The sequence below is a fragment of the Mesorhizobium sp. M0522 genome (genome assembly GCF_040321085.1).
Lineage (GTDB): Bacteria > Pseudomonadota > Alphaproteobacteria > Rhizobiales > Rhizobiaceae > Mesorhizobium.
The window spans coordinates 217,082-240,223 of sequence record NZ_JAMYQW010000003.1; the positions used below are offsets into that span (position 1 = coordinate 217,082).

At 62.6% G+C, this 23,142-nt stretch carries 23 protein-coding genes; 13 read left to right on the forward strand and 10 right to left on the reverse strand.

The window, feature by feature from the left end; all coding sequences use genetic code 11:
• Positions 1-42: 42 nt before the first annotated feature.
• Complete coding sequence (locus NKI58_RS05915) at positions 43-348, forward strand: hypothetical protein (RefSeq protein ID WP_023677305.1); 306 nt, start codon at positions 43-45, stop codon at positions 346-348.
• 230 nt (positions 349-578) lie between these two features.
• Here NKI58_RS05915 and NKI58_RS05920 read toward each other — a convergent pair whose 3' ends face one another.
• Positions 579-1,433 (reverse strand): aldo/keto reductase, encoded by an 855-nt coding sequence (locus tag NKI58_RS05920; RefSeq protein WP_352784430.1) that lies wholly within the window; start codon positions 1,431-1,433, stop codon positions 579-581.
• Between the two features lie 229 nt (positions 1,434-1,662).
• Between NKI58_RS05920 and NKI58_RS05925 the strand changes: the two genes are divergently transcribed.
• From NKI58_RS05925 to NKI58_RS05940, 4 genes are all read left to right on the forward strand, one after another.
• Positions 1,663-2,298, forward strand: a complete 636-nt coding sequence (locus tag NKI58_RS05925) for an ankyrin repeat domain-containing protein (RefSeq protein WP_352784432.1) — start codon at positions 1,663-1,665, stop codon at positions 2,296-2,298.
• Positions 2,299-2,443: 145 nt separating this feature from the next.
• A complete protein-coding gene (locus tag NKI58_RS05930; RefSeq protein ID WP_352458214.1) occupies positions 2,444-2,833 on the forward strand; it encodes an ArsR/SmtB family transcription factor in 390 nt (129 codons plus the stop codon).
• A complete protein-coding gene (locus NKI58_RS05935) occupies positions 2,830-3,363 on the forward strand; it encodes an SRPBCC family protein (RefSeq protein ID WP_023677310.1) in 534 nt (177 codons plus the stop codon). The genes NKI58_RS05930 and NKI58_RS05935 overlap by 4 nt, the downstream gene beginning before the upstream one ends.
• A gap of 101 nt (positions 3,364-3,464) precedes the next feature.
• Positions 3,465-4,040, forward strand: coding sequence for a dihydrofolate reductase family protein (locus tag NKI58_RS05940; RefSeq protein ID WP_031211957.1), 576 nt, complete (start codon positions 3,465-3,467; stop codon positions 4,038-4,040).
• A gap of 64 nt (positions 4,041-4,104) precedes the next feature.
• Here the strand turns inward: NKI58_RS05940 and NKI58_RS05945 are convergent, their stop codons facing one another.
• The 6 genes from NKI58_RS05945 to NKI58_RS05970 all read right to left on the reverse strand — a co-directional run bounded on the left by NKI58_RS05945 (position 4,105) and on the right by NKI58_RS05970 (position 9,863).
• On the reverse strand, positions 4,105-4,905 hold the full coding sequence (locus NKI58_RS05945; RefSeq protein WP_023677312.1) for a class I SAM-dependent methyltransferase: 801 nt from the start codon (positions 4,903-4,905) through the stop codon (positions 4,105-4,107).
• A 152-nt stretch (positions 4,906-5,057) separates the two neighbouring features.
• Positions 5,058-5,969, reverse strand: a complete 912-nt coding sequence (locus tag NKI58_RS05950) for a DUF930 domain-containing protein (RefSeq protein WP_352587114.1) — start codon at positions 5,967-5,969, stop codon at positions 5,058-5,060.
• 183 nt (positions 5,970-6,152) lie between these two features.
• On the reverse strand, positions 6,153-6,902 hold the full coding sequence (locus NKI58_RS05955; RefSeq protein ID WP_352451446.1) for a glucose 1-dehydrogenase: 750 nt from the start codon (positions 6,900-6,902) through the stop codon (positions 6,153-6,155).
• A 47-nt stretch (positions 6,903-6,949) separates the two neighbouring features.
• The gene (locus NKI58_RS05960) at positions 6,950-7,954 is read right to left on the reverse strand and encodes a sugar-binding protein (protein ID WP_023677316.1); all 1,005 of its coding nucleotides are present in this window, start codon (positions 7,952-7,954) and stop codon (positions 6,950-6,952) included.
• A 51-nt stretch (positions 7,955-8,005) separates the two neighbouring features.
• Positions 8,006-9,067 (reverse strand): ABC transporter permease, encoded by a 1,062-nt coding sequence (locus NKI58_RS05965; RefSeq protein ID WP_023677317.1) that lies wholly within the window; start codon positions 9,065-9,067, stop codon positions 8,006-8,008.
• Between the two features lie 55 nt (positions 9,068-9,122).
• Positions 9,123-9,863 carry an ATP-binding cassette domain-containing protein gene (locus NKI58_RS05970; RefSeq protein ID WP_023677318.1) on the reverse strand — a complete coding sequence of 247 codons (741 nt, stop codon included), beginning with the start codon at positions 9,861-9,863 and terminating at the stop codon, positions 9,123-9,125.
• Positions 9,864-10,306: 443 nt separating this feature from the next.
• On the opposite strand from NKI58_RS05970, the gene NKI58_RS05975 reads away from it, so the two are divergent.
• The 3 genes from NKI58_RS05975 to NKI58_RS05985 all read left to right on the forward strand — a co-directional run bounded on the left by NKI58_RS05975 (position 10,307) and on the right by NKI58_RS05985 (position 14,011).
• Positions 10,307-11,740, forward strand: coding sequence for a coiled-coil domain-containing protein (locus NKI58_RS05975; protein WP_352784437.1), 1,434 nt, complete (start codon positions 10,307-10,309; stop codon positions 11,738-11,740).
• A 132-nt stretch (positions 11,741-11,872) separates the two neighbouring features.
• A complete protein-coding gene (locus NKI58_RS05980; RefSeq protein WP_352784440.1) occupies positions 11,873-13,435 on the forward strand; it encodes a serine hydrolase in 1,563 nt (520 codons plus the stop codon).
• Between the two features lie 255 nt (positions 13,436-13,690).
• Entirely contained in the window at positions 13,691-14,011 is a 321-nt protein-coding gene (locus tag NKI58_RS05985; RefSeq protein ID WP_352784443.1) for a hypothetical protein, read from the forward strand.
• Between the two features lie 46 nt (positions 14,012-14,057).
• Here NKI58_RS05985 and NKI58_RS05990 read toward each other — a convergent pair whose 3' ends face one another.
• Positions 14,058-14,999 carry a hypothetical protein gene (locus NKI58_RS05990; RefSeq protein ID WP_352784445.1) on the reverse strand — a complete coding sequence of 314 codons (942 nt, stop codon included), beginning with the start codon at positions 14,997-14,999 and terminating at the stop codon, positions 14,058-14,060.
• A 288-nt stretch (positions 15,000-15,287) separates the two neighbouring features.
• On the opposite strand from NKI58_RS05990, the gene NKI58_RS05995 reads away from it, so the two are divergent.
• Positions 15,288-15,728, forward strand: coding sequence for a lipid-binding SYLF domain-containing protein (locus tag NKI58_RS05995; protein WP_023677323.1), 441 nt, complete (start codon positions 15,288-15,290; stop codon positions 15,726-15,728).
• Between the two features lie 18 nt (positions 15,729-15,746).
• On the opposite strand, the gene NKI58_RS06000 is transcribed toward NKI58_RS05995, so the two are convergent.
• Positions 15,747-16,379: a TetR/AcrR family transcriptional regulator gene (locus NKI58_RS06000; RefSeq protein ID WP_023677324.1), complete on the reverse strand. Its 633-nt coding sequence runs from the start codon at positions 16,377-16,379 to the stop codon at positions 15,747-15,749.
• Positions 16,380-17,099: 720 nt separating this feature from the next.
• Between NKI58_RS06000 and NKI58_RS06005 the strand changes: the two genes are divergently transcribed.
• From NKI58_RS06005 to NKI58_RS06015, 3 genes are read left to right on the forward strand one after another with little or no spacing between them, the layout of a single operon-like run.
• Entirely contained in the window at positions 17,100-17,585 is a 486-nt protein-coding gene (locus tag NKI58_RS06005; RefSeq protein ID WP_352579463.1) for a (2Fe-2S)-binding protein, read from the forward strand.
• On the forward strand, positions 17,582-18,565 hold the full coding sequence (locus NKI58_RS06010) for an FAD binding domain-containing protein (protein WP_352784447.1): 984 nt from the start codon (positions 17,582-17,584) through the stop codon (positions 18,563-18,565). Before NKI58_RS06005 ends, NKI58_RS06010 begins: the two co-directional genes overlap by 4 nt.
• Positions 18,562-20,883: a xanthine dehydrogenase family protein molybdopterin-binding subunit gene (locus NKI58_RS06015; protein WP_352784450.1), complete on the forward strand. Its 2,322-nt coding sequence runs from the start codon at positions 18,562-18,564 to the stop codon at positions 20,881-20,883. Before NKI58_RS06010 ends, NKI58_RS06015 begins: the two co-directional genes overlap by 4 nt.
• Before the next feature lie 109 nt (positions 20,884-20,992).
• Here the strand turns inward: NKI58_RS06015 and NKI58_RS06020 are convergent, their stop codons facing one another.
• Positions 20,993-22,003, reverse strand: a complete 1,011-nt coding sequence (locus NKI58_RS06020) for a zinc-dependent alcohol dehydrogenase family protein (protein ID WP_352784452.1) — start codon at positions 22,001-22,003, stop codon at positions 20,993-20,995.
• Between the two features lie 105 nt (positions 22,004-22,108).
• On the opposite strand from NKI58_RS06020, the gene NKI58_RS06025 reads away from it, so the two are divergent.
• Positions 22,109-23,038 (forward strand): LysR family transcriptional regulator, encoded by a 930-nt coding sequence (locus NKI58_RS06025; RefSeq protein WP_352569155.1) that lies wholly within the window; start codon positions 22,109-22,111, stop codon positions 23,036-23,038.
• Positions 23,039-23,142: the final 104 nt, after the last annotated feature.

Here is a 23,142-nt window from a genome sequence, read left to right on the forward strand (position 1 = left end):
AGCGACTATCCGTTCGAGGCGAAGATCGCAGGAGGAAATGCAATGGACGAGCCCGGTCAGTGGCGCCACATGTCGAGCGCGCCAAGGGACGGCAGCAGAATCCTTGTCACGGTTCGGCCGTCCGAACAGGGTCCGGCCGAGGTCGACATGGCTTACTGGGCCCGCGCCGATCAGTTCGGCAGCGAAGGCTGGCGCGCCTCCGACTCGTCTCCAGGACGCATCGTCGAATATGCCGAACCCGAACTGAAGTGCTGGATGCCGCTGCCGTCGGCCAATCTCAGCAAGGGATCGATGCCGAGCCCCTGGGAGGGCGAAGATGTGCCGCTGGTGGATGGCTCCGGGATATGAGGCTAGCGGGAAGGATAGTTTTGATCGCTGGCGGGACAGCACCCCCTCTGGCCTGCCGGCCATCTCCCCCTCAAGGGGGGAGATTGGCCCTCATCGCGGCCTTCGCTAATCTCCGACGCTGCAAGAAGGGCGCAGCTATTGAAGCTGCCGATCTCCCCCTTGAGGGGGAGATGTCCGGCAGGACAGAGGGGGGTGTGAAGGAATGCCAACGTCCCGGTTGGCCCGCCTCGTTAGAACAGGAATGCGGCCGTGGCGGGGTTCGGGCCGGTGCGGCCGTCGGACGAATCCATGCCCCGGATAAGCTCGAGGTCCTTCGCTTCCAACTCGAAATCGAAGACATCGAAATTGGCGGCGATGCGGTCCTGGTGGATCGACTTTGGAATGACGATCAGCCCTTCCTGAAGGTGCCACCTGACGATCGTCTGCGCCACCGACTTGCCGTGTTTCCTGGCGATGCTTTCAAGCGTCGGATCGCTCAACAGCCGGCCGCTGCCCAGCGGGCTCCAGCTCTCAATGCGGATGTTGTGCCTGTCGTGGAATTCACGTTTGTCACGCTGCTGGAAGCGGGGGTGGAGCTCGATCTGGTTGACGGTCGGCGTGACGCCGGTCTCGCCGATGATCCGTTCGAGGTGGTCCTGGTTGAAGTTCGAAACGCCGATCGACTTGATCCGGCCTGATTGCCTGAGTTCGATCAGCGTCTTCCAGGCCTCGACATATCTGTCCTGGCTGGGCACCGGCCAGTGGATCAGGAACAGGTCGATCTGTTCGATGCCGAGCTTGCTCATCGTCTCGTCGAAGGCGCGCAAGGCGGCGTCGCGCTGATGTGCGCCGTTGCGCAGTTTCGAGGTGATGAACAACTCGCTTCTCGGCACGCCGGCCGAGCGGATCGCCTGCCCGACACCTTCCTCGTTCTGATAGCCTTCGGCGGTGTCGATCAGCCTGTAGCCGGCCTCGATCCCCCAGCGCACCACCTTGGCGGTGATGGCTGGATCGACCTGCCACACGCCGAGGCCGATTTGCGGAATGGCGGAGCCGTCGTTCAATCTGATTTGTTCAGGTCTATTCAGGGTAATCTGTTCAGGCATGTTCAGGTCCTTCTGCATCGCTCCGCCCGGCGCAGGCTCTATCTAGTCTGAATGGCCGCCAAAGCCAGTCGATATCAGGAGAATGTGAGGAGACGGACGTGAAGCGCTGATCCTCCGCTTCGGGCCGACAGCTCTCTGTGACCCACGGACTCCAGGGAACTCTATACAGGACGACCCCACTATCGCGGATTCTGTGGTATTCTGTGGACTATCCGAGGAGGCGACTGCGTTGACCAACAGCTTGGAAGCCGAAGGGGCAAGAGACTGGTCGCCCCTGCTGGTCGCGGCAGAACAAGGCGATGCGGAGGCGGTTCGATCGGAATTGGCGGCTGGCGCCGACATCAATCAGTCGGACGACGGCGGCTGGTCTGCACTTCACCTTTCAGCCCTCAATGGCCGCACAGCTGTGGTGGAGGCGCTGATCGAAGACCCGGAAATCGACGTGAATTCCAGAAACAAGTGGAAGAGCACGCCCTTGAGCCTTGCGTCGGCCAAGGGACATTACGCGTGTATCTCAGTCCTCGTGAGACACCCCCAAATAGAGATCAACGCGCGAGCTGACTACTACGGCAGAACGGCTCTTATCGAGGCGGCGAAGAACGGGCATCTCGAAGTCGTCAAGTTGCTCGTGGAGAATGGCGCGGAAGTAAATTTGACCGACAAGACGGGGAGAAACAACGCGCTCATCGAGGCTATCAAGGGGCGGCACTACGAGATCGCGGAATACCTGTTGGATTCTGGGAAAGTGAGCTTTATCAACAAAGAGATGAGGCTAAACGCCCTGATCTGGGCTGGCAGCTGCCACAACCCTCAGCTTATCGAAAAGCTGGAAGCCGCGATCCACAGTTTCTTCAACGGCAAATAGGGGCCTCGCCCTTACTGTCGCGGGGCGCGTCCGTATCTCCCGTCACGTCGACACGCTCGATGGCGCAAACGGCCCCGCGGCGCTTCACATAAATTATTCAACCAAACGGTTTACTATCTCAAAGCGTGCGTCTATAGTCAACTACATGGTTGAATTAGAGACACCCAAGATGGATGCGGTTTTTCACGCCCTTGGCGACGCCACCCGGCGGCACATGCTTCGCGATCTCGCTGATGGCGAGAAAACGGTAAGCCAGCTGGCGGAACCCTTCGCGATGTCGCTCGCGGCGGCCTCCAAGCACATCAAGGCGCTGGAGAACGCAGGGCTTATTCGTCGAGAGGTGAGGGGCCGCACGCATCTGTGCCGACTAGCCCCTGGACCGCTGGCCAGCGCCCATCAGTGGCTCAGCTTCTACGAGCGCTTCTGGACCGGTCGTCTCGATGTTCTCGAACGCCTTCTTCGCGAAGAGGACGCACGCAAAGCCCAGGATGAGTCCAGGAAATCGCCCAACCCGAAAGAAGGAGACGAGCAATGAACCAGATGAGAACCATCGACGCCTATGGCGAGCTGAGCGAGCCCGCCACGTTCACCATCCAGCGCCTCTTGCCCGGCCCCATCGAGCGCGTCTGGGCCTATCTCACCGAGAGTGACTTGCGCCGGCAATGGATGGCCGCGGGCCAGATGGAAATGAAGGCCGGCAGCTCGTTCGAGTTGGTCTGGCGTAACGACGAGCTGACGGACCCGCCTGGCCAGCGACCCGCGGGCTTTCCCGAAGAGCATCGGATGGAGGGCCGGATCACCGAACTCGATCCGCCGCGCAAGCTTTCCATCACCTGGGGAAACACCGGCGGCGTCTCCTTCTTGCTGGAGGCGAAGGGTAGCGATGTGCTGCTCACCGTCGTTCATCGCCGCCTGCCGGAACGTGCAATCCAGCTCAACATCACGGCCGGCTGGCACATACACCTCGACCTGCTGGCCGCCCGCCTGGCGGGCAAGACGCCGACCTCGTTCTGGGACGGCTGGAGCCGCCTGCGGGAAGAATACGACCGCCGCCTGCCGGCCTGATGTAACTCGCGGCGGCCATCCCTGAGGTCGCCGCCAGCAACACGAAGCAACGCTGAAACGATGAAACGTGCTTGCATCCCGCAAGCCTGATGGAGGAAGTCATGCGCAAATTGATCGCTGGAATGAAGATTTCCATCGACGGCAAGATGGAGGGGCCCGAGGGTTATGCCGATTGGGTCGACGCGTGGTCGGACGAATACGGCCTGACGCCGCAAATCGACGCTTGCCTGCTTGGCAGCGTCATGTATGCCGGCTACGAGCGCTACTGGAGCGCCATCCAGAACGAGCCCGACAAGCCGCTGCCGATGACCGGCAAATTGCCGAAGCCGGCCGAGCTCGAATGGGCCCGCTTCGCCGCGCAGACGCCGCATTATGTGCTGTCGAACACAATGACTTCGGCGGCCTGGCCAAAGACGCGCTTCGTGCGGAATTTCGAGGATATCGCTGCGCTGAAACAGCAGCCCGGCAAGGACATCTACCTTATGGGCGGCGCCCGAATTACCGCGAGCCTTATCGATGCCGGGCTGGTCGATGAACTCAGGCTGATCGTCTATCCGCTGCTCGCCGGTGACGGAAAGGCGCTGTTTGGAACGGCGAAGAATCGTCGTGGGCTCGAACTGCGCAAGGTCGAGCAGCTTTCGGACGGCCGCGTCGGGCTGGTCTACGGGATCGGCTAAAGCGCGTCGCGTTCGATCGGCCTCATGCGACGCGCTTTTTGCGCGGCATGCATTAGCGCCAAGGTCAGGCAACGACGCCGCGGCAGGCCCAGGCGACATTGGCAAAGGACCTCGGGCCGTCGGGCCGGCCGGCCTCATAGGCGTCGCGCATGGCGGCGTCGGTGCGCGCCCGCTCTTCCGGGTCGAGCGTGGCCACATACTTACCGAGCGGCCCTTCGCCGGCGGCAATCGGCGCCCAGTAATCATCGAAATTTTGGTAGTCCATGCGGATCATCAACTGGGTTTCCGTAACGTCGCGGAGACCCTGTTCGACAAAGGTCCGTTTCATTTCACCCGGCTGCATCATCGGCTGCGTGCAATAGCGGGCACGCAGCTGGCGTCCGCCTTCACTGAGCACCGCCACCGTGTCGATCATCATGCGCATCCCCGGCATGCCGCCGAGATGGTCCCATACCGTCGCCGCGACGACGCCGCCCGGCCGCACGACGCGGCGCATCTCGGCGACTGCCTTGCCGGCTTCCGGCACGAAATGGAGCACGAGCAGGGCTAGGGCACGGTCGAACGCGCCATCCTCAAAGGGCAGGGCGCAGGCATCCGCCTGACGGATTTTTATCCGCGGATCGGTGTTGCGCCGGATTGCCTCCTCGACGAAAACGGCCGAAAAGTCGATCGCCGCGACCTCACCGAGGTCAGCGGCCTTGACGAGCGCGAAGGTCAGACTGCCGGTGCCGCATCCGACGTCGAGGATCTTTTCGCCGTCCTTGAGGCCCGCGAAGCCGATGAACAGCGGCGCGAGCTTTTGGCTCCAGCGGCCCATGAGCTGCTCATAGCCGGCAGCATGGTGAACGTTGAAACTTGAAGTCATCGAAGCCTCCTCCCAAAGCCGTATGCTAGACTTCGGCAGCCGCTGACGAAAGCCACTTTTGGCGCGTGTTGGTTCGGCAGCCCGGAGCGCGCGAAGACATCGCCGGCCGGATTTGATGGCGCCGGCCAGCCAGCCTCCGTGGCCTCGACCACCTATTCGGCGGGCAACCCGCGGCGCTTCCATTCGCTGCGCGGCACCGGATCTCCGACACGGAAGGCGAAGGAAATGACTTTCGTCGCGTCCGGATCGACCTCGCAACGATAGCTCAAATCGTACCACTGCCCGTTGGCACGGAAGGCGGTCCTGGGAACTTGCATGATAGTGCCTTCCTTCAGCCTGAATGAACGCAAGAGGTCGGGAAAATAGGGGGGCGAGGCGCGGCGCAACTGTTCGCGCAATTCCGTGAGGCAGAGCTGACCGATCCGCACGGGGCGGGGTATATTACCCATTGCGCTTGTCGCTATCGGATCACCGGTTGCTGCTTCCGAGAACAACGTCTTGGCTTGCTGAAGCTTCAAGGGTTTTTGCTCCTTGGCGACGTTCGCTGGCTTGGGCTTAGGCGGCGCGGATACGCCAGGCGGCGGAGCCGAGACTTTGCCGCCGACCGCGGTCACGTCCGGCGCCTGTGCAAGGTCCTGTTTATTGGGATCTTGCGGCGCTGGCGGTTGTTCCGAACCATCCTCCGCACTGTTGCCGTCCAGAGACTTGCGAGGACCGGCGTCCTTCTCACCGAATTCGAAGACAGCTCTCTGCGCGGCGACCTCACGGCTCGTCGGCGTCTCGACCTTGGCTTCCGGCTGCTTTTCCGGCTTGGGCGGTTCAGCGGGGGACGGAGGTTTGGTTTTTTCCGGCGGTTTAGGGGGCGGCACAATATCCACTGCGATGGGCTGCTCCTTCTGCGGCTGCGGGGGCGACAGCGGCAGTGCGGACAAAAGAAGCGCGGCGGCGAGCAAATGCACGACCGCGGAGGCAGGCAAGGCCCACCCGAATACCCGGCGCTGATCCCTTATGTCGTCTCTCATTGTGACCGGTGTGTGGAATGAAATATTGGCGGCATCAAGCATCGATGCCGCCGGACGTCGAAATAACCCGTTGCGAATCGAAAGTCGGCGGCTGCAATACGGCGCGCCATCCAATCGTGTGGCGTCGGCGTCCGTGCAGGGGACCGGGCCAGCAGCGCATGCAGCAAGTCGTCATTTCAGGCGGCTAGCAGGCACGCCCTGCCGGCACGGTGTCGCCGGTTGAAATCACAGGGAAACCGATAGCCCGCCGTCAACCGCCAGCACGTGCCCGTTGACGTAAGCGGCAGCGTCGGAGGCGAGAAACACCACGGCTCCGCCGAGCTCCTCAGGCTGGGCCCAGCGGCCCGCGGGGGTTCGTGCCTCGACCCATTTGGTGAAGGCCTCGTCGCGCATAAGTGCGGTGTTGAGCTCGGTGGCGAAATAGCCGGGGGCGATCGCGTTGACGGTGATGCCGTGACGGCCCAGCTCAGCGGCAGTGGAGCGTGTCAGCCCGTGCAGGCCCGCCTTTGCCGCCACATAGGCGTGAATGGTGGGACGGCCAAGGATCGCTGCGACCGATCCGGTGTTTATTATGCGCCCGAACTTGTTTGGCAGCATCAGGCGCACCGCGTCGCGCATCATGCGGAAGCAAGCCGACAGATTGACGGCAACCACATGGTTGAAATCCTCGTCCTGCCATTCGACCAGCGGTTTCCGATGCTGGATGCCGGCGTTGTTGACCAGAATATCGAGGCGGCCGTGGCGTTCGACGATTCCTTCGAGCGACGCCCTTGAGATCGCCGCGTCGGTGACATCGAACGGCAGGGCTTCTGCACCGATCCTTTCGGCGGCCGCGGAAAGGGCGGCCATGTCGCGCGCATTGACGATCACCGTCGCGCCGTTTTCCGCAAGTGCCTTGGCCATGGCAAAACCAAGACCACGCGAGGCACCCGTGACCAATGCGACACGGCCCTTGAGCGAGAACAATTCCGGCATTGAGATCCCCTATGAAAAGGGCGGGAGTTTCCTCCCGCCCAAAAGCACTATTTGGCGACGCAAGTGTCGGCTGTCTCCGGAGTGCAGACATCGAGGCCCGTGTAGGTCGGGTCGGCCGGCGGAGCCTTGCCCTCCTTCATTTCCTTCAGCGCCATCATCGTCTTGTAGCCCATCTCGAACGGCCGCTGGCCGACCTGGCCAAGGGAGAAACCTTCCTTCATCTGGTCGATCTGTACCGGAAGCGTGTCGGCAACGACAAGGGCCAGGGCTTTCGAGGCGATCTTGTCCTTGTACGGTGCGACCGCGGCGCGGTTGGCATCGGGAATGAACTGCGGGAAGCCACCGGTTGGGACGAATGCGTCGAGGTTCGGGTTTTTCGCCATGATATCCTCGAACTGTTGCACCGAAAGCGGGAAATCATCGTTGGTGTAGAGCGGACAGCCTTCGATTTCGGTCCAGCCGTTCTGGCCCGTCAGCCGATCCCCGGGCGAGGCCGCCGATTTGGTGCCCGAAAGTGTATCGCGAATGCCCTGCATGCGCTCGTTGTGGTTGGCCGCCGCGGCGCCGCCGGACTGGATGCAGATCGTGCCGCCTTTGGGCTTGATCTGCATGACAAGCTTGGCGAGGTTCTCGCCGATCTCATAATTGTGCGTGCCGATATAGGCGACGCGCAGATCCTTGTTTTCGGGCAGGAGGTCGGAATCCCAGGTGAGGACCGGGATGCCGGCTTCCTTGGCGGCCTGCAGCGCAACCGCCATCGCCGCGGCGTTCGATGGCGACACGGCGATGCCGTCCACCTTCTTGGCCACGAGATCCTGTACGATCTGTACCTGCTCGTCGCCGCCGCCATGCTCGCCGGGGCCAATATACATGCACTCCACGGCGCCATTGGATTCGGCTTCGGCCTTCTTGCAGCCGTCGCGTGCCTGGTCGAAGAAAGGATTGTTCATGTTCTTCGGCACCAGGGCGAAGGTGTATTTCGCCTGGGCGCCGGAAACGGCGAGCACCATTGCGCCAAGCGCCACGGCGGCCGTCAGCAGATGTTTTTTCATGTGACGTTCTCCTCCTGGGTGTGATCCCGCAAGCCTCCCGCCGGCGGGTTTCTAGCGGCGTTTTTTGGGCATCAAGACTGCCAGCGACGCGGCGAGAATCGATTTGCCGCCGGTTTGCATGCCCAAAAGAACCGCAAGAACGATGAAGGCGCCGACGAAGGCACCCTGCCAGTTTGAATCGATGCCGGCCATCAGCAGCGCATTCCTGATCACCTCGAGGAAGGCCGAACCGATGATCGCACCGAAGGCCGTGCCGGCGCCGCCCATGAGGCTGGCGCCGCCAATGACTGTCGCGGCGATAACGCGCAGCTCGTAGCCTTGGCCCATGGCATTGATGGCCGAGCCGTTATAGCCGAGGAGCAGGAGCGAGGCGAGCGCGGCGGTGAAAGCCGAGAAGACATAGGCCTGGAATTTAATCCAGTTGACCGGAACGCCGGTGAGCCGTGCCGCCTCCTCATTGCCGCCGATGGCGAAGAGATGCCGGGCCCAGGCTGTGAAGTTGAATACGAAGCCGACAATCAGGGCCAAGATCACCATGGTCCAGAATTGTGACGACAGTTCTGGTATCCAATGCGGTGCCCAGTCGTTCGGACCATGCCGCGGCCATTTCCACTGACCGATTGCCTTCACGATCGGAGCATCGGGCCCGAACTGGTAGAGCATCTGGTTGGCCGAGAATACGACCGCCAGCGAGCGCGCGACGGACAGCATACCGAGGGTGACCACAAAGGACGGCATCCCGACATAGGCGACAAAGAATCCGTTGACCGCGCCACAGGCCAGACCGGAGAAAAGGCCCATGGCGAAGGCGACGTACCAGGGATAATGCCAGGTGAGGAACAGGCCGGCGACGATGACCACGAGACCCATGACGGAGCCGACCGACAGATCGATACCGCCGGTGATGATGACGATCGTCATGCCGAGGGCCATGATGCCGAAAGGTGCGAAATTGCGCGTCACATTGGCGACGTTTTCAGAGGTGCCGAAGCTCGGCTCCATCGCAGTCATCAACATGACGAGCGCGATGAGCGCGATCGTCACCCAGAAGGGCTGACTTGAAATCACACGTTGGAGAACTGTTTTTTCCTTGGTCGGGACGAAATCCGACATGGCCGGCCGGCCATGTTCTTCGACTGAGCCCTGAACGCCAACTGACTCCTGAACACTATTCGCCACGGATGGCCCCCGTTATCAGTCCAGTGATTTCCTCGGGCGATGTTTTGTCAGCTGGCTTGTCGGCAACTTTCGAGCCCCGCCTGAGGACGATAATGCGATCTGCCACGGCGAACACGTCAGGCATTCGGTGACTGATCAGCATGACGCCGACTCCTTGTGCTTTGAGGCGTCGGATCAGTTCGAGTACTTCCGCCACCTGGCGCACGGAGATGGCGGCCGTTGGTTCGTCCATCAGCACCAGCTTAGCATTTGAAAGCCGGGTCCGCGCGATGGCGACCGCCTGGCGCTGCCCACCCGACATCTTCCTGACGAGGTCGCGCGGCCGGGTTTCCGATTTGAGTTCCTTGAACAGCGCTGCCGAGCGATCGATCATCGCCTGCTTGTCAAGAATCCTGATCGGCCAGAAGCCTTTCTTGATCTCGCGCCCCAGAAAGACGTTCTGCGCGGCCGTCAGATTATCGGCGAGCGCCAGGTCCTGATAAACAACTTCGATCCCCTTGGCGCGGGCCTGCACGGGCTGGTGGAAGTGGCACACCTCGCCCTCGACTACAATTTCGCCGTCGCTCGGAGGAAAATTCCCGGCCACAGCCTTGACTATCGTCGACTTGCCGGCCCCGTTATCCCCCATCAGACCAACGACTTCGCCTCGCTCCACCTGGAAGCTGACGTCAGTCAGGGCCTGGATAGCCCCGAAATTCTTGGAGACGTGGCGAACCTCAAGCACCGGCATCGCGGTCCTCCCGGGACAACATTTATCGGTCTTGTCCCTGGTCAATGCACAGCAGCTAATCAGCGAAACGTATTCAACACAATCATTTATTAGGTCAGGCCTCCCGGCCGTAACGCGCCTCGTCCGAGTGTGACTTGTAGCTGCTGCAGAGCACCGAGGCGCTCGGCCGATCCTTACAACAGTCACCAGGCGATCCTCAGGCTTGCGCCGCTTCATATCCGTTTCGGGTGAAATGAGTGGGCATTTTGCGAGCGGTGCCAACGCCTCGGGTATGGAGCGCGGCAGAACATGTCATTCAAACACACGAGGACAGTGGCCAAGCCTGTCCCTAGCGTGCGTCGGCCAGAGCGCACGTCAGGAGATGAACCCGCATTCGGGGGAGGCGAGGGTCAAGTGTTGAAAGTCCGCTCCTTAACGGCGCTGCACGAGAGGGATATTCGGTCATGAATTTCAAGGGTTTGATCAAGCGTGCCGAGACTGTGGAGAGAGCGTTCAAGGAGCTCGAAACCGATTTGGCGGATGCGTTTAGCGAATGTCTCAACGTGGACGATCAGTCGCCGTTGAACGACGTCACTGTGCCGGATGAGACTGTATCGGATGAGAATCTCCCGGCAACGGATGACAGCTCGCAGCTCGAGGCCAATGCGGACGCCTTCGAGACCGCACGGCGGCTGACCCCCCATACGCAAACCCGGCTGGCTGCCTTAAGTGCGGTCGATGGGCTCTTTCACGACGCGCAGGAGTATCTGGGGGAGATCAATGCGAAACTGTCGGAGATCGCGACCTCGCATCATCTGACAGGCGAATTCCTGAAACTCCTCCACGGCGACATTCTTCGCGCCAACGAATTGGAGCTGGCAAATACCGGCCTGACCGCGCAGCAAAGAGTGCTGTCCGAACAGCTCCACGAAGCGACCAGAAAGCAGCGCGAGCGCGACAGCGCTATCGAGGCCCTGCAGCAGCACGAGGCGAGCCTGGTCGAGGACAAGGAAGCACTTCGCGGCGCGCTGGCTGCGGCAAGGCTGGAACTCGTCGTCGCAGGCAATGCGAGCGCAAAACGCGAGGCCGAGTTCGGCGAGCTTGTCAAAACACTCTCGGCCAGAGCGGTCGAGGCCAACAGACGCTCGCGCGAGAACGAGATGCTGCGGGAGAAGCATGTCAGTCTGTCGATCGATCTCGACAAGGCGCTGAAACGGGAGGCCGAGGCGCGGCACAGGCTGGACGAACTCTCGACCGTCCATGCCAATGACGCCGCGCAGGTTTCCGAACTGCTGGCCGCGCTTGGCAAGAGCGAGAAAGAGGAAATGCGGCTGCAGAAATCGCTCGATATGGCGCAGACGAAGCTGTCGGAAATAACGGAAGCGGCCCGCATCAGGGACGGTGACAGGGAAGCCGAACTTGCACGCGGTGTCGCGGAGATGACCGGCTTGCGTTCTGAAATCGAGGATCTCCGATCGCGACTGGAAGCCGCCTCCAACCACAACAGCGAAGCCGTCACCGAGATCGCCAGGCTCAAGGCTCAAGCGAGCGACGCGGTGGCCGAAAAGCAAATTGCCGAGGAAAAATTGTCCGCTCTCATGAAGGAGAGCGAACACGACAAGATGAACCTTTCCGCGGTCAGCGCGAATTTTTCGCAGCTTTCCCTGCAGCAGGCTTCCGAACAGATACAGTTCGACGTCCAGAGGCAGGAATGCGAGGATCTGCGAGCCGAAGTCGCGTCGCTTCAAGCCCGGGTCAAGGAACTGTTGCCCTACGAGCGGCTCCACAAGGTCACCAACGCCAGACCGCGTGAAGACGGCGTGGTCGAGATCACCGCCGCGGTGGCGGAGAAGGCCCGCGCCAGCAGGCGGCGCCTCCGTCTGCGTGCTGCATCCTAGCTCAGGCGCGGCTGTCTGAATTTCGACTGGTGTGAAGCGGATGTCCGTCAATGGATGGCGGGTCGAGCGTGAGGCTGGCCTTCCCTGCGTCGGCCTGCAATAGTGCACGCCGGTGAAGCGGAGGGGCTGAGCATGCGGCTATTCACAAACCGGAATCACCTCCGGTGGAGGATGTTGGCCTTCATCGCCCTCATTACGCTTTCGCCGAAAGTGGCGTCGGCCGATACCATTCCATCAGACAGGATCGCCGCGGCCCTTGCGAAGCTCGAATTGCTTGCCGAAGGCGTCGTCGCGGATGGTAGCGTGCCCGGTCTGGCCATCGGCGTCGTGCACGGCGACGAGGTGATCTTCCTCAAGGGGTTCGGGCATCGCGAAGCCGGAAAACCGGAGATCGTCGATGCTGACACGGTCTTCCAGATCGCCTCGCTCTCCAAGCCGGTCTCCGCCACCGTCGTGGCGGCGCTGGTCAGCGACGGGATCGCTTCGTGGGATTCCAAGATCGCCGACCTCGATCCGGCTTTCCGGCTCGCTCAGCCCTATCCGACCAGCGAACTCACGGTCCGCGACCTGTTTGCGCACCGCAGCGGGCTTCCCGGCACCGCCGGCGACGACCTCGAGGACATCGGCTATGACCGCGCGGAGATCCTGCGCCGGCTGCGGTTCGTGTCGCCGTCATCGAGCTTTCGTGCGGGCTATTCCTACAGTAATTTCGGACTGACCGAGGGTGCCGTCGCGGCCGCGAAGCCGACGGGCAAATCATGGGAAGAGGTCGCCGAAGAGAAGCTCTACCGTCCGCTTGGAATGGCCTCGACCAGCTCCCGTCATTCGGACTTCATCAAGCACGCCAACCGCGCCGAGCTCCACGCCAAAATCGATGGCGCCTGGACCGCGAAAGTCCAGCGCTATCCGGACGCGCAGGCGCCAGCAGGCGGCGTCAGTTCCACCGCACGCGATCTCTCGCAATGGATGCGCTTTGTGCTCGGCAATGGGGTCTATGCCGGCAAGAGACTCATTGCCGCCGATGCGCTGGACCAGACACATATTCCCTTGACGGCTCGCGGCAAGAATCCCGTCTCCGGAGGCGAGGCCTTCTACGGCCTCGGCTGGAATATCGAATTCGGCCGGCACGGGCTGATCTGGGGTCACGCGGGCGCCTTCAGCGCCGGCGCACGCAGCCTGGTGATGCTCTTCCCCGAGGAGAAGCTTGGCATCGTCGTCATCGCCAACGCCTTTCCGACAGGCGTGCCGGAGGGGCTGTCCGACAGCTTCGCCGATCTCGTTTTCGACGGAACGCTGGGGAAGGATAAGGTAAAGGCATGGAATAATATCTATGCGAGCATGTTCGGCCCGGTGATTGCGGCGGCCAAGGCCACCTATGCCGCGCCGCCCTCTCCAGCAAGTCCGGCCGAGCCGGCCAGTGCCTATGCAGGCCGTTACTTCAACGATTTCTTCGGCGAAGCTATTGTATCGGACGAAGGAGACACTCTTGTCCTCAAGGTCGGGCCTGCCGGTGCGCGGTCCTATTCGCTGAAGCATTTCGACCGCGACCTCTTCGTGACTTTCCCTGATGCCGAGATGCCGGACAGGCCCTCGGCCGTCAGCTTTGCCGTCGGCCCCGACGGCAAGGCGTCGGCCATGACCGTTGATTTTCTCAACGACAATCATCTCGGCACGCTGCAGCGCGCGGGAGATTAGAGCAATTCCAGGAAAGTGCGGAGCGGCTTTCCGTCCATAATTGCGTGAAAACAGATATTTGGAGCGGGTCAGCGACTATCAAAAGCTGAACCGCTTTAGGTCAAAATTCAATCAGCTGGCTGCCGCCAACAGCCGAGATGGTCAAAAAGCAGTCAAGCTTATTATGGTAGGAATCGCCGATAGCGGATTCGACAAATCATGCAAAGACCGACTAACGAGACCAGTCGGCTTTCGTCCCAAATTGGAGACCAGCAGGTGGCCTGGGTGCAGAATTGGGTCTGGCTAGTTAATTGGAACCCGCTGATCGATGAAATCGGTCACATGGCTGGCGAGGCCCTTGATGTCGGATTGCGTAGGATTCTCGAAGACGAGCTCAAAGAAACCGATACAGATGCATCTCCAGGGCGATGGACATCGTGCCATTTCGATGGTCCCCGACCGATTGCCGCTTTGTTCGGAATTGATCAAGGAACAGACATTTTACTCGTTCGGATCGAGGTGCCAGACAACCTTTCTGTACGCGCCGAGACAACACTTGATCTGATGAAGTCATACGCGTTTGTGGCGCCTGGCTGATCGTCCGCAATGGGTCGAACCTGGTCGTTGAGTGTTTGGCTCGTTCTCAACTCAAAGACGCTGGACCGTACTGAAGCAATTTGAAGCAATCGCCGCTTCCCGACTTCAACTGCGTCAGGAAGGGTTTCGACCGGTCGAGCCATTCCTGGTGCGATCTGGCATCGGCTTCGATCTCGTTGACCGGCGCAAGCTTGACGAAGCCGCGCCCGTTGCTGAAAAGCCAGCACGCGCGGCCGAGAAACCGCCTGCTGCGCTGGCGCAGGAGGTCGGCATCATAAAAGATGTCGAGCACCTCCTGCTTGATCTTCCGCTCCTTTTCGGGATTGGCGATCGCAACCTCGATCGGCTCGCCGCCGATCGCATACTGCAGGTCCTTGTAATCCAGGGCGATCTGGGTAGTGGCATATTTGATGTCGCTCTCGTCCCGGACGATGTTGAACCATAGCATTGGGTTGAGCTCGTTGACGACGAACGATGCTTCGAAATCGCGTGACAGATTGAGAATATCGAACCCCTGAACATCGACGTCGCGCTCGACCAGAAGGATCTGCGAAACCTGCTTGGCGAGCGCCGTTCCGTCGGCGCTGACGGCGGCATTGTTTCCGCCGAGTTCCGGACTGACATAGGCGCCGCCATCATCCAGCAGCTCATCGAATTCGCCGAGGGCCTCCACGACAGCGCTGTCGCGGGCAACACGCGCCGCCAGTTTGGCGAGAACCTGCTGGAGCTCCGTTTCGCGTTTGCGCTGGTCCTGATAATTCTGCTGGAAAAAGAAGATGAACAGGGACACGCCAATCCCGATCAGGATCACGCCCAGCTGCGAAAAGATATTGCGATAATATTCCAGCAGCTTTTCACGATGGCGTACGTCGTCACGCACACTGTGCGCCACGCGAAGATTGACGATCAGCGAAACGACCAGGAGACCGGCACCGACCAGGATCAGGCCGCCGATCAGCAGGTAGCCATAGCCCGAGTTCAAATCCATTCTTTTGCCGCGCTCCCCGAAACCCCAGACAGCGCAGACTAATACCATTCCGCTTCAACACCTACGTTTTCATAGGAGCGCCGGCGACAGATCCCCGCTGGTCGGCCACTGTTCTTACAGCCAGGACTATGCTCGCCATCCGCCTCGTTTCGTGGCGGTCTTCTCGCGGCCGGAATTCAGGCCGCGTGCTTGGAACCAATGACGGGCGAGACTGTTCAGCTATGACTTTGATATGACGCCGACGTGCCCGGCCGGCTGGGCATGCGGCGATCTTGAGGAGTTCTCATCATGAAGATTTCGTCCAGATTTCGTTCAGTCGCAGTTGCCGTCATCGCTGCGGCGGCAGTTAGCTTTGCCAGCGTCGCGCATGCCGACAGCGGTACGATCCGCTTCGCCATCTACAAGGCGGCCTTTTTCATCGGCGGCTCCGGAGGCGAGGGCACACTGACCTTCCATGGTCGCCGATATCCCATCTCGGTCGGCGGCATCTCGGGCGGCCTCGCCTTCGGCGCCTCCAAGACCTATTTCAAAGGTACCGTGCGCCACATACGCCGCGCCCGGGATGTGACGGGGGTGTACGGTGCAGCGGGCGGTGGCGGCGCGCTCGGCAAAGGAGCCCAGGTGATCGTCATGACCAATGACAAGGGTGCCCAACTCGAACTCACGGGCAGGCAGGTAGGCCTGCAAGTCAATGCCGATCTCAGCGGTATGAGCATCTCGCTGAAATAAGGACAGTCACTGCATTCGTTATTCCTTGGATGGGCCGGATTTGGCCGCTCCAAACCGCAGCCCATCCATCAGCAGCGACACCAATCGGCGCGAGCGGTCGCGCCAGTCCTTGGTGTCCGGGGCCGAATAGATGCCGCCCAGCGCATGCAGCACGTCGGAGGCATCGACATCGCCGCGGATCGAGCCGTCGGCGACCGCAGCATCGATCAGCCGCCGCAAGGCGAGCGTCACCCTGCCGGAAACGTCGGAGAACAGGGTTGAGTTGGTCGTGAGCAGGATGCGCAGGCTTGTCGACAGCCCGCGCTTGGTGGCGATGTAGTCGACGAAGCGCTGCATCCATTGTTCGAGCGCCATGTCGGGCGCATGATCGCGGGCGAGTTCGTCGGCCGCCTGGCACAGTCCTTCCACTTCGCGCCGATAAACCACCTCGACCAGGTGCTCGCGGGTTGGGAAATGCCGGTAGAGCGTGCCGATGCCGACGCCGGCCTGGCGCGCAATCTCCTCCAGCGAGGCATCGACGCCTTGCGCGGCAAAGGCTTTTGCCGCGACCTCGACCAGAGCATCGCGGTTGCGCTGCGCGTCGGCGCGCAGCGGTTTTGCAACGGCGGCTTCGGTTTTGTCTCCAGAAATGACGGGCGGCTCCGCGGCCAATTTTTTTCTCCAGTGCTGATCCGAAGCATACCCGGACAGGCAGGCCCCGTCTCAAGAACGCAGACGCTTCCACCTTCGTTACGTCCCCGACAAATATAATCGCAAGTAAATATAATCACAGGATCGAGTCTGGGCCGGCGTTCCGGCAGGCGAGGCATCTTGCCCGCCTTCGGTGCACGGCCGGTGGATGACGTCCGGTGGATGACGACGGAGGATATTTCTTCGCGGCCGGCACTCCTCATCTGTTCGGCCGATGCCGTGGGGCAAAAATGAGCCCATGTTGAGCACGATCCCCTCAGGATCATTGGACTGTCCTGCCCCTACAGACAGTTCAGAGAGCACCACCGGCTTGGGCCGGTGGTGCTTTTTTGTCTCCAGGCATGACGGCCGGCTGCCCTGCCAATTTTCTCCAATTTTGATCATTTTCGATCCTGGGCTTGAACAGGGCGGAGCAGGCCCTTAGGTAATAAGCGGAGGCGCCTCCGATTGTGGAGCGCCTTTCTCATGTAATCACGGGATCGGGTATGTCACGTCTTTCGACCTCGCAAGCCGCAGCCCTCCCCGAGGTCGCACCAAGTCAGGCAGATCCCCTCTGCCCTGCCGGGCATCTCCCCCGCAAGGGGGGAGATTGGCTCACCTAGCCATAAGCTGATCTTGCCGCTCGCAGGCCGGGCACCAGATCATCCCCTCCCGCGTCAAGCAACTGGAGCCAGACGCCCCATGACAAGCAAAACCCGAACTCCAATCCAACTTCGAATCAACGGACATCGACATGAGCTGGAGGTCGAACCGCGCGTTACCCTGCTCGACGCCTTGCGCGACCATCTCGGCCTGACCGGCACCAAGAAGGGCTGCGACCAGGGCCAGTGCGGCGCCTGCACCGTTCATATCGACGGCCAGCGCGTGCTGGCCTGCCTGACGCTTGCCACTCAGGCTGAAAGCAGGGACATCACCACCATCGAAGGGCTTGCCGGGGAGGATGGCACGCTGCATGCGGTGCAGGCCGCCTTCCTCGAACAGGATGCCTTCCAGTGCGGCTATTGCACGCCGGGCCAGATCATGTCGGCGGTCGCCTGCATTCGCGAAGGCCATGCCGGCTCGGATGAGGAGATCCGCGAATACATGGCCGGCAATCTCTGCCGCTGCGGCGCCTATCCGCATATCATCGCCGCCGTGCGCCAGGCGGCCGTGGAGGCTGCGTCATGAGGGACTTTTCGTATCTCCGCGCCGGCTCCGTCGATGCAGCCCGTGAGGCAGCAGCACTTCCCGGCGCCATGCTTTTGGCCGGCGGCACGACGCTTGTCGATCTCGCGAAATGCGGCGTTGCCGAACCCGAGACCGTGGTCGACATCACCCATCTCAAGGGACTGCACACGATTGCCGTTGATGACCGGGGCGCCACGATCGGCGCGCTGGCCAGGATGAGCCGCGTCGCCGACCATGCCGATATCAAGAGTCGGTTCCCCGCAGTCTCGGAAGCATTGTGGCAGGCGGCGTCGGCTCAGCTGCGCAACATGGCGACGATCGGCGGCAATCTGATGCAGCGTACGCGCTGCCCCTATTTCCGCGATCCGGCGAATTTCCCCGCTTGCAACAAGCGCTCGCCCGGCAGCGGCTGCTCGGCGATCGGCGGCGTCACCCGAGGCCATGCCGTGCTCGGCACCAGCGAGGCCTGCATCGCCACCTATCCCGGCGACCTGGCGGTTGCACTCGTCGCCTTCGACGCGATCGTCCATCTCGGCGACCGTCAGGTCGCCGTCGATGATTTTTTCCTGTTGCCTGGCAGCACGCCCGAAAGGGAACATGCGATCGAGCCCGGCGAGATGATCACCGCGATCAGCATTCCCGCTTCGGCCGCCGCCCGCCGCTCGACCTATCTCAAGGTCCGCGACCGCCAGTCCTATGAATTCGCCGCGGCAAGTGCTGCGGTCGGCATTGAATTCGAGGCCGACGGAAGGACAATTCGCGATCTGCGCGTCGCGCTTGGCGGCGTCGCCACCAAGCCATGGCGCGCCCTTGCCGTCGAAGAGGCGCTGAAAGGCAAAGTGCTCGAGCCGGAGGTCGTCAGGCAAGCCAGCCTGCTCGCCGTCGAGGGCGCCGTCGACCATGGCGCCAACCACTACAAGATCGAACTGGCGCCGCGCGTCGTCGCCCGCGCCATCCTCAAAATGGGAGAAACGGCATGACCGTTCACGAGTTGAGAACAAGACCCGGCGATGCCAAACGCGGCGACGCTTCGGACGGTGCCGTCCTCCCCGATCAGGTCGGCGGCCGGCTGTCGCGCGTCGACGGCCCGGCCAAGATCACCGGTGCCGCCAAATACGCCGTCGAGCAGCAGCTCGAGGGGCTTACCCATGCGGTGCTGGTCGAGAGCACCATTGCCGCCGGCCGGGTGCGTTCGATCGACACGGCCGCGGCCAAGGCGTCGCCCGGAGTGCTGCTGGTGCTGACGCCCGACAATATCCTGCCGCTGAGAACCGCAACGGACTGGCTGGGTACGCCGCCGCCGGACGTCGCCTATTGCCCGCTGGCGCGCGACATCACCTTCAGCGGCCAGCATGTCGCGGCGGTGGTGGCCGAGAGTTTCGAGCAGGCGGTCGCGGCCGCAGCGCTGGTCAAGATTGCCTATGACGAGGCGCCGGCGATCGTCGACCTCAGCGATCCAAAGGCCGGCGACGGCATCCCCGTCGATGCGATGACCAAGGAATGGGGCGAGGCGGAGACAGCGTTCGCCTCGGCTCCGGTCAGGATCTGCAACGCCTACAACACGCCGCGCGAATACCAGGCGCCGATGGAGCCGCATGGCCTGATCGCAAAGTGGCAGGGCGACCAGCTGACGGTCTGGGAGCCGAGCCAATGGCTCGACGGCATGGCGCGGACCTATGCCGAATGGTTCGGCGTTCCGTTCGAGAATGTACGACTGGTCTCGCCCTATATTGGCGGCGGCTTCGGCTCCAAGGCGTTTGCCTATGGCTACGGCGCTGTAGCGGCAGTCGCCGCGAAAATGCTGGGACGGCCGGTGAAGCTGGCGATCACCAGGCCGCAGACCTTCACCGCCTATGGCGGACGGGCGGCGACGCGCCAGACCGTGGCGCTCGGCGCCAACGCGGAGGGCCAGATCCAGTCGATCGTGCATCGCGGCGTCAACGAGACCTCGGTCGACGGCATGTGGGTCGAGCCGCTCGGCTCGGTCACCTCGGTCATGTACGCGACGCCGAATTTCTCGTCGCGGCAGAACGTCGTGCGGGTCAACACGGTGGTGCCGGGGGCATTGCGCGCGCCGGGCGAGAACCCGAGCGCCTTCGGCATCGAAAGCGCCATCGACGAGCTCGCCTATGAGGTCGGTATCGATCCGCTGGAAATCCGGCTCAGGAACTATGCCGAGCAGGATCCGCATGCGAAGAAGCCGTGGTCGACACGGCAGCTGCGTGAGGCCTTCGCGGCCGGCGCCGAAGCCTTTGGCTGGTCGAAGCGGAACCCCCGGCCGCGTTCGATGCGCGACGGCAACCAGCTGATCGGCTGGGGTGTCGCGGCAGGCACCTACCCGGTCCGGCGCGCCTATGGCGAGGCGGTCGTGCGCATTCTCGCCGACGGCTCGGTCGAGGTCGAAAGCTCATCGATCGACATGGGGCAGGGCACCTACACGATCCTGGCGCAGACCGCCGCCGAGGTGGTGGGCGTGCCGGCGGAAAACGTCGTCGTCAAGCTTGGCGATTCCCGCTATGCCCGTGCCGGCGTCACCGGCGGTTCGCGGCTGGCCGGGGTGATGACCGGCGCCGTCCACAAGGCGGCGAGTGCCGCGCTCGACCAGCTGATCGGGCTCGCCATCAGCGATCCGGCTTCGCCGTTCCATGCGCTGCAGGCCAACACGCTCGTCGTCGCCAATGGCCGCATCGCCTCGCCGCGCGGCAACGGGCCTGAAGTTTCCATCGCCGAACTGCTCAGCAGCGTCGGGCGCGAGCATATCGAGGCGAAGGGCGACACCATGCCGGCCAATTCGACGGTCGAGGACCGCTACAAGAACTACACCACCATAGCCATGGCGCTGCCACACACCGAGGGCGACTATTCCCGCCACAGCTGGTGCGCGCATTTCATCGAAGTCCGCGTCGACGAGGACTTTGGCACGGTTCGCGTCTCCCGCGTGGTGTCGGCGCTGGATTCGGGCCGGCTCTACAATCCCAAGCTCGCCGAAAGCCAATGGAAGGGCGGCATCATCATGGGCATCGGCCAGGCGCTGCTCGAGGAGGGCATCGTCGACCGCCGCCACGGCCGCATCGTCAACAACAACCTCGCCGACTATCTCATAGCCACCAATGCCGACATTCCCGACATCGAGGTGATCTCGGTCGGTATTCCCGATCCGCATTCCTCGGTGCTTGGCGGCAAGGGGGTCGGCGAGCTGGGCATTGTCGGCGTGGCGCCGGCGATCGCCAACGCGGTATTCCACGCCACCGGGAAACGGGTGCGGGACCTGCCGATCACGCTGGAGAAGCTGATTTAGGCGGAGGTTGGGACTGTCGGCGCGTTGGCGATTGGCGAAAGCCGAGGTGACGACCGATCTCCCCACGAGAGGGGAGATCGGCAGCTTCAACGCTCTGCCTTCTTTAGGCTCACCACGACAGACTGAATGCAAGCTTGCCGAAATGCCGGCCGCCGGCCGCCATATGGGCGTAGGCCTCGGTCGCCTGGTGCTGGCTGTAGACCGTGTCGATGACCGGATCGATACGGGCGGCGCCGATGGCGCGCGCCGCGTCGCGCAGGTCGGATACCGAACCGGTGTTGTTGCCCACAACCTTGAGTGCCTTGATGATGATCGGCAGCAGGTTCGTGCTGGCCTCGGCGCCGGTGACGAAGCCGATGGCGAACACCGTGCCGCCGGGCGCCGCAGCATTGATGGAACGGGCGAAGGTGGCCGAGCCGCCGGTTTCGACGATCAGATCGGCGCCGAGCCCGTCGGTCAATTCGAGCACCTTGGCGTCCCAGTCCGTTGTTTCGCGGTAATTGATGAGGTGATCAGCACCCAAAGCCTTGGCGCGGGCCAGCTTTTCGTCCGACGACGAGGTGATGATGACCGTGGCGCCGGCTGCCTTGGCCAGCTGCAGGGTCAGGATCGAGACACCGCCGGTACCGAGCAGGACGACGACCGACCCCGGCCCGGCATCGGCGGCGCGAAGCGCATTCCACGCGGTGGTGCCGGCGATCGGCAGCGTCGCTGCCGCTTCGAAGGACAAATGCGCAGGCATCGGCACGACGGCATTGGCCGGCAGCGCGACATACTCGGCGAGCGAGCCGGGGAGCGTCAGGCCGCGCATCTCTCTGGTCTCGTAAGGCCGCGGACGGCCGCCGATCCAGCGCGGTTTTGCATGGGCGATGACGCGGTCGTTGATGGCGAGCTTCGACACGCCCTCGCCGATGCCGACGATCTCGCCGGCGCCGTCGACGACGGGAATGAGCGGAAAGCTCGGACCTGGATAGTTGCCGCTCGCTATCGCGACATCGACAAAATTGAGGCTTGCGGCGCGCAGGCGGATCAGCACTTCGCCGCGCTGCGGTTCAGGCGTGGGAACGGTGGCCGCGCGAAACGCGTCCAGTCTCGGGGCAGCCAGTTCGATCGCTTTCATGTCTCACTCCGGTTGATGGCCGATTGACGGGCCGGGATTGAGTGAAACTAGCTGCTGCGTTATTGGTATATAATCCTTGGCTTTTACATTTGAGCTCTGCGCCTGATGCAGCAATCGCACGAACCGGCAGCATTGGTCGAAATGACCGCCTTCGCGGCAATCGCCGAAGCACGCTCCTTCACCAAGGCGGCTGCTCGCATCGGCCGCGACGCGACGATCCTGTCGCGGCGCCTTGCCTCGCTGGAAGAGCGGTTGGGCGTGCGCCTGCTGCACCGGACGACGCGAAGCGTGTCGCTGACCGAGGCGGGTTCGGAATTTCTCGTCCGGGTCCGCGCCATCCTGGCTGCGGTCGACGAGGCCGAGGCTGCCGCGTCGGCGCATGCCGGCGGCGGACCGCGCGGCGTGCTGCGGCTGGCGCTGCCCGGCTCGTTCGGGCGCATGTGGATCGGCCCGCTGCTGCCGCAGTTTCTCGCCGAATTTCCCGACGTTCGTATCGAGGCCGAGTTCTCCAACCACTTCGTCGATCTCGTCGCCGAGAATTTCGATGTCGCCGTGCGTCTCGGCGCGCTGGAGGATTCGCGGCTGGTGGCGCGTAAGGTCGCTACACGGCGGCGGCTGCTGTGCGCCGCGCCGTCCTACCTCGCCCGCCGGGGCACACCGACTGCGCCGGAGGCGCTGCTGGAACACAGCTGCCTGGGCTTCTCGGGTTTCCAGACCTTTCCGGCCTGGGAGATGACCGGCAGCACGGGTCGCCGCGTCAGTATCGAGGTCTCCGGGCCGCTGGTCACCGACGATGCCGAGGTGCTGGTCGAAGCCGCCGTGCAAGGCGTCGGACTGATGATGAGCACGGATTGGCTGGTCGGACGCGAACTCGCCGACGGCCGGCTGGTGCCAGTGCTGGAGGACTGGACACTCGCCGATGAAGGCGCGGTCTATGTCGTCATGCCTTCGGCCAAGGGGCAAGCCGCCAAGACACGTGCCTTCGCCGACTGGATCGGCAAACGCTTTGCGCCGGTCCCGCCGTGGCGGAGGTGAGGGTGCTGATCTCCCCCCTTGAGGGGGAGATGTCGCCGCAGGCGACAGAGGGGGTCGCGGCGCGTGGAGCGTCAGCGCCGTCTCTCGTAGAAGAAGGCGTCGGC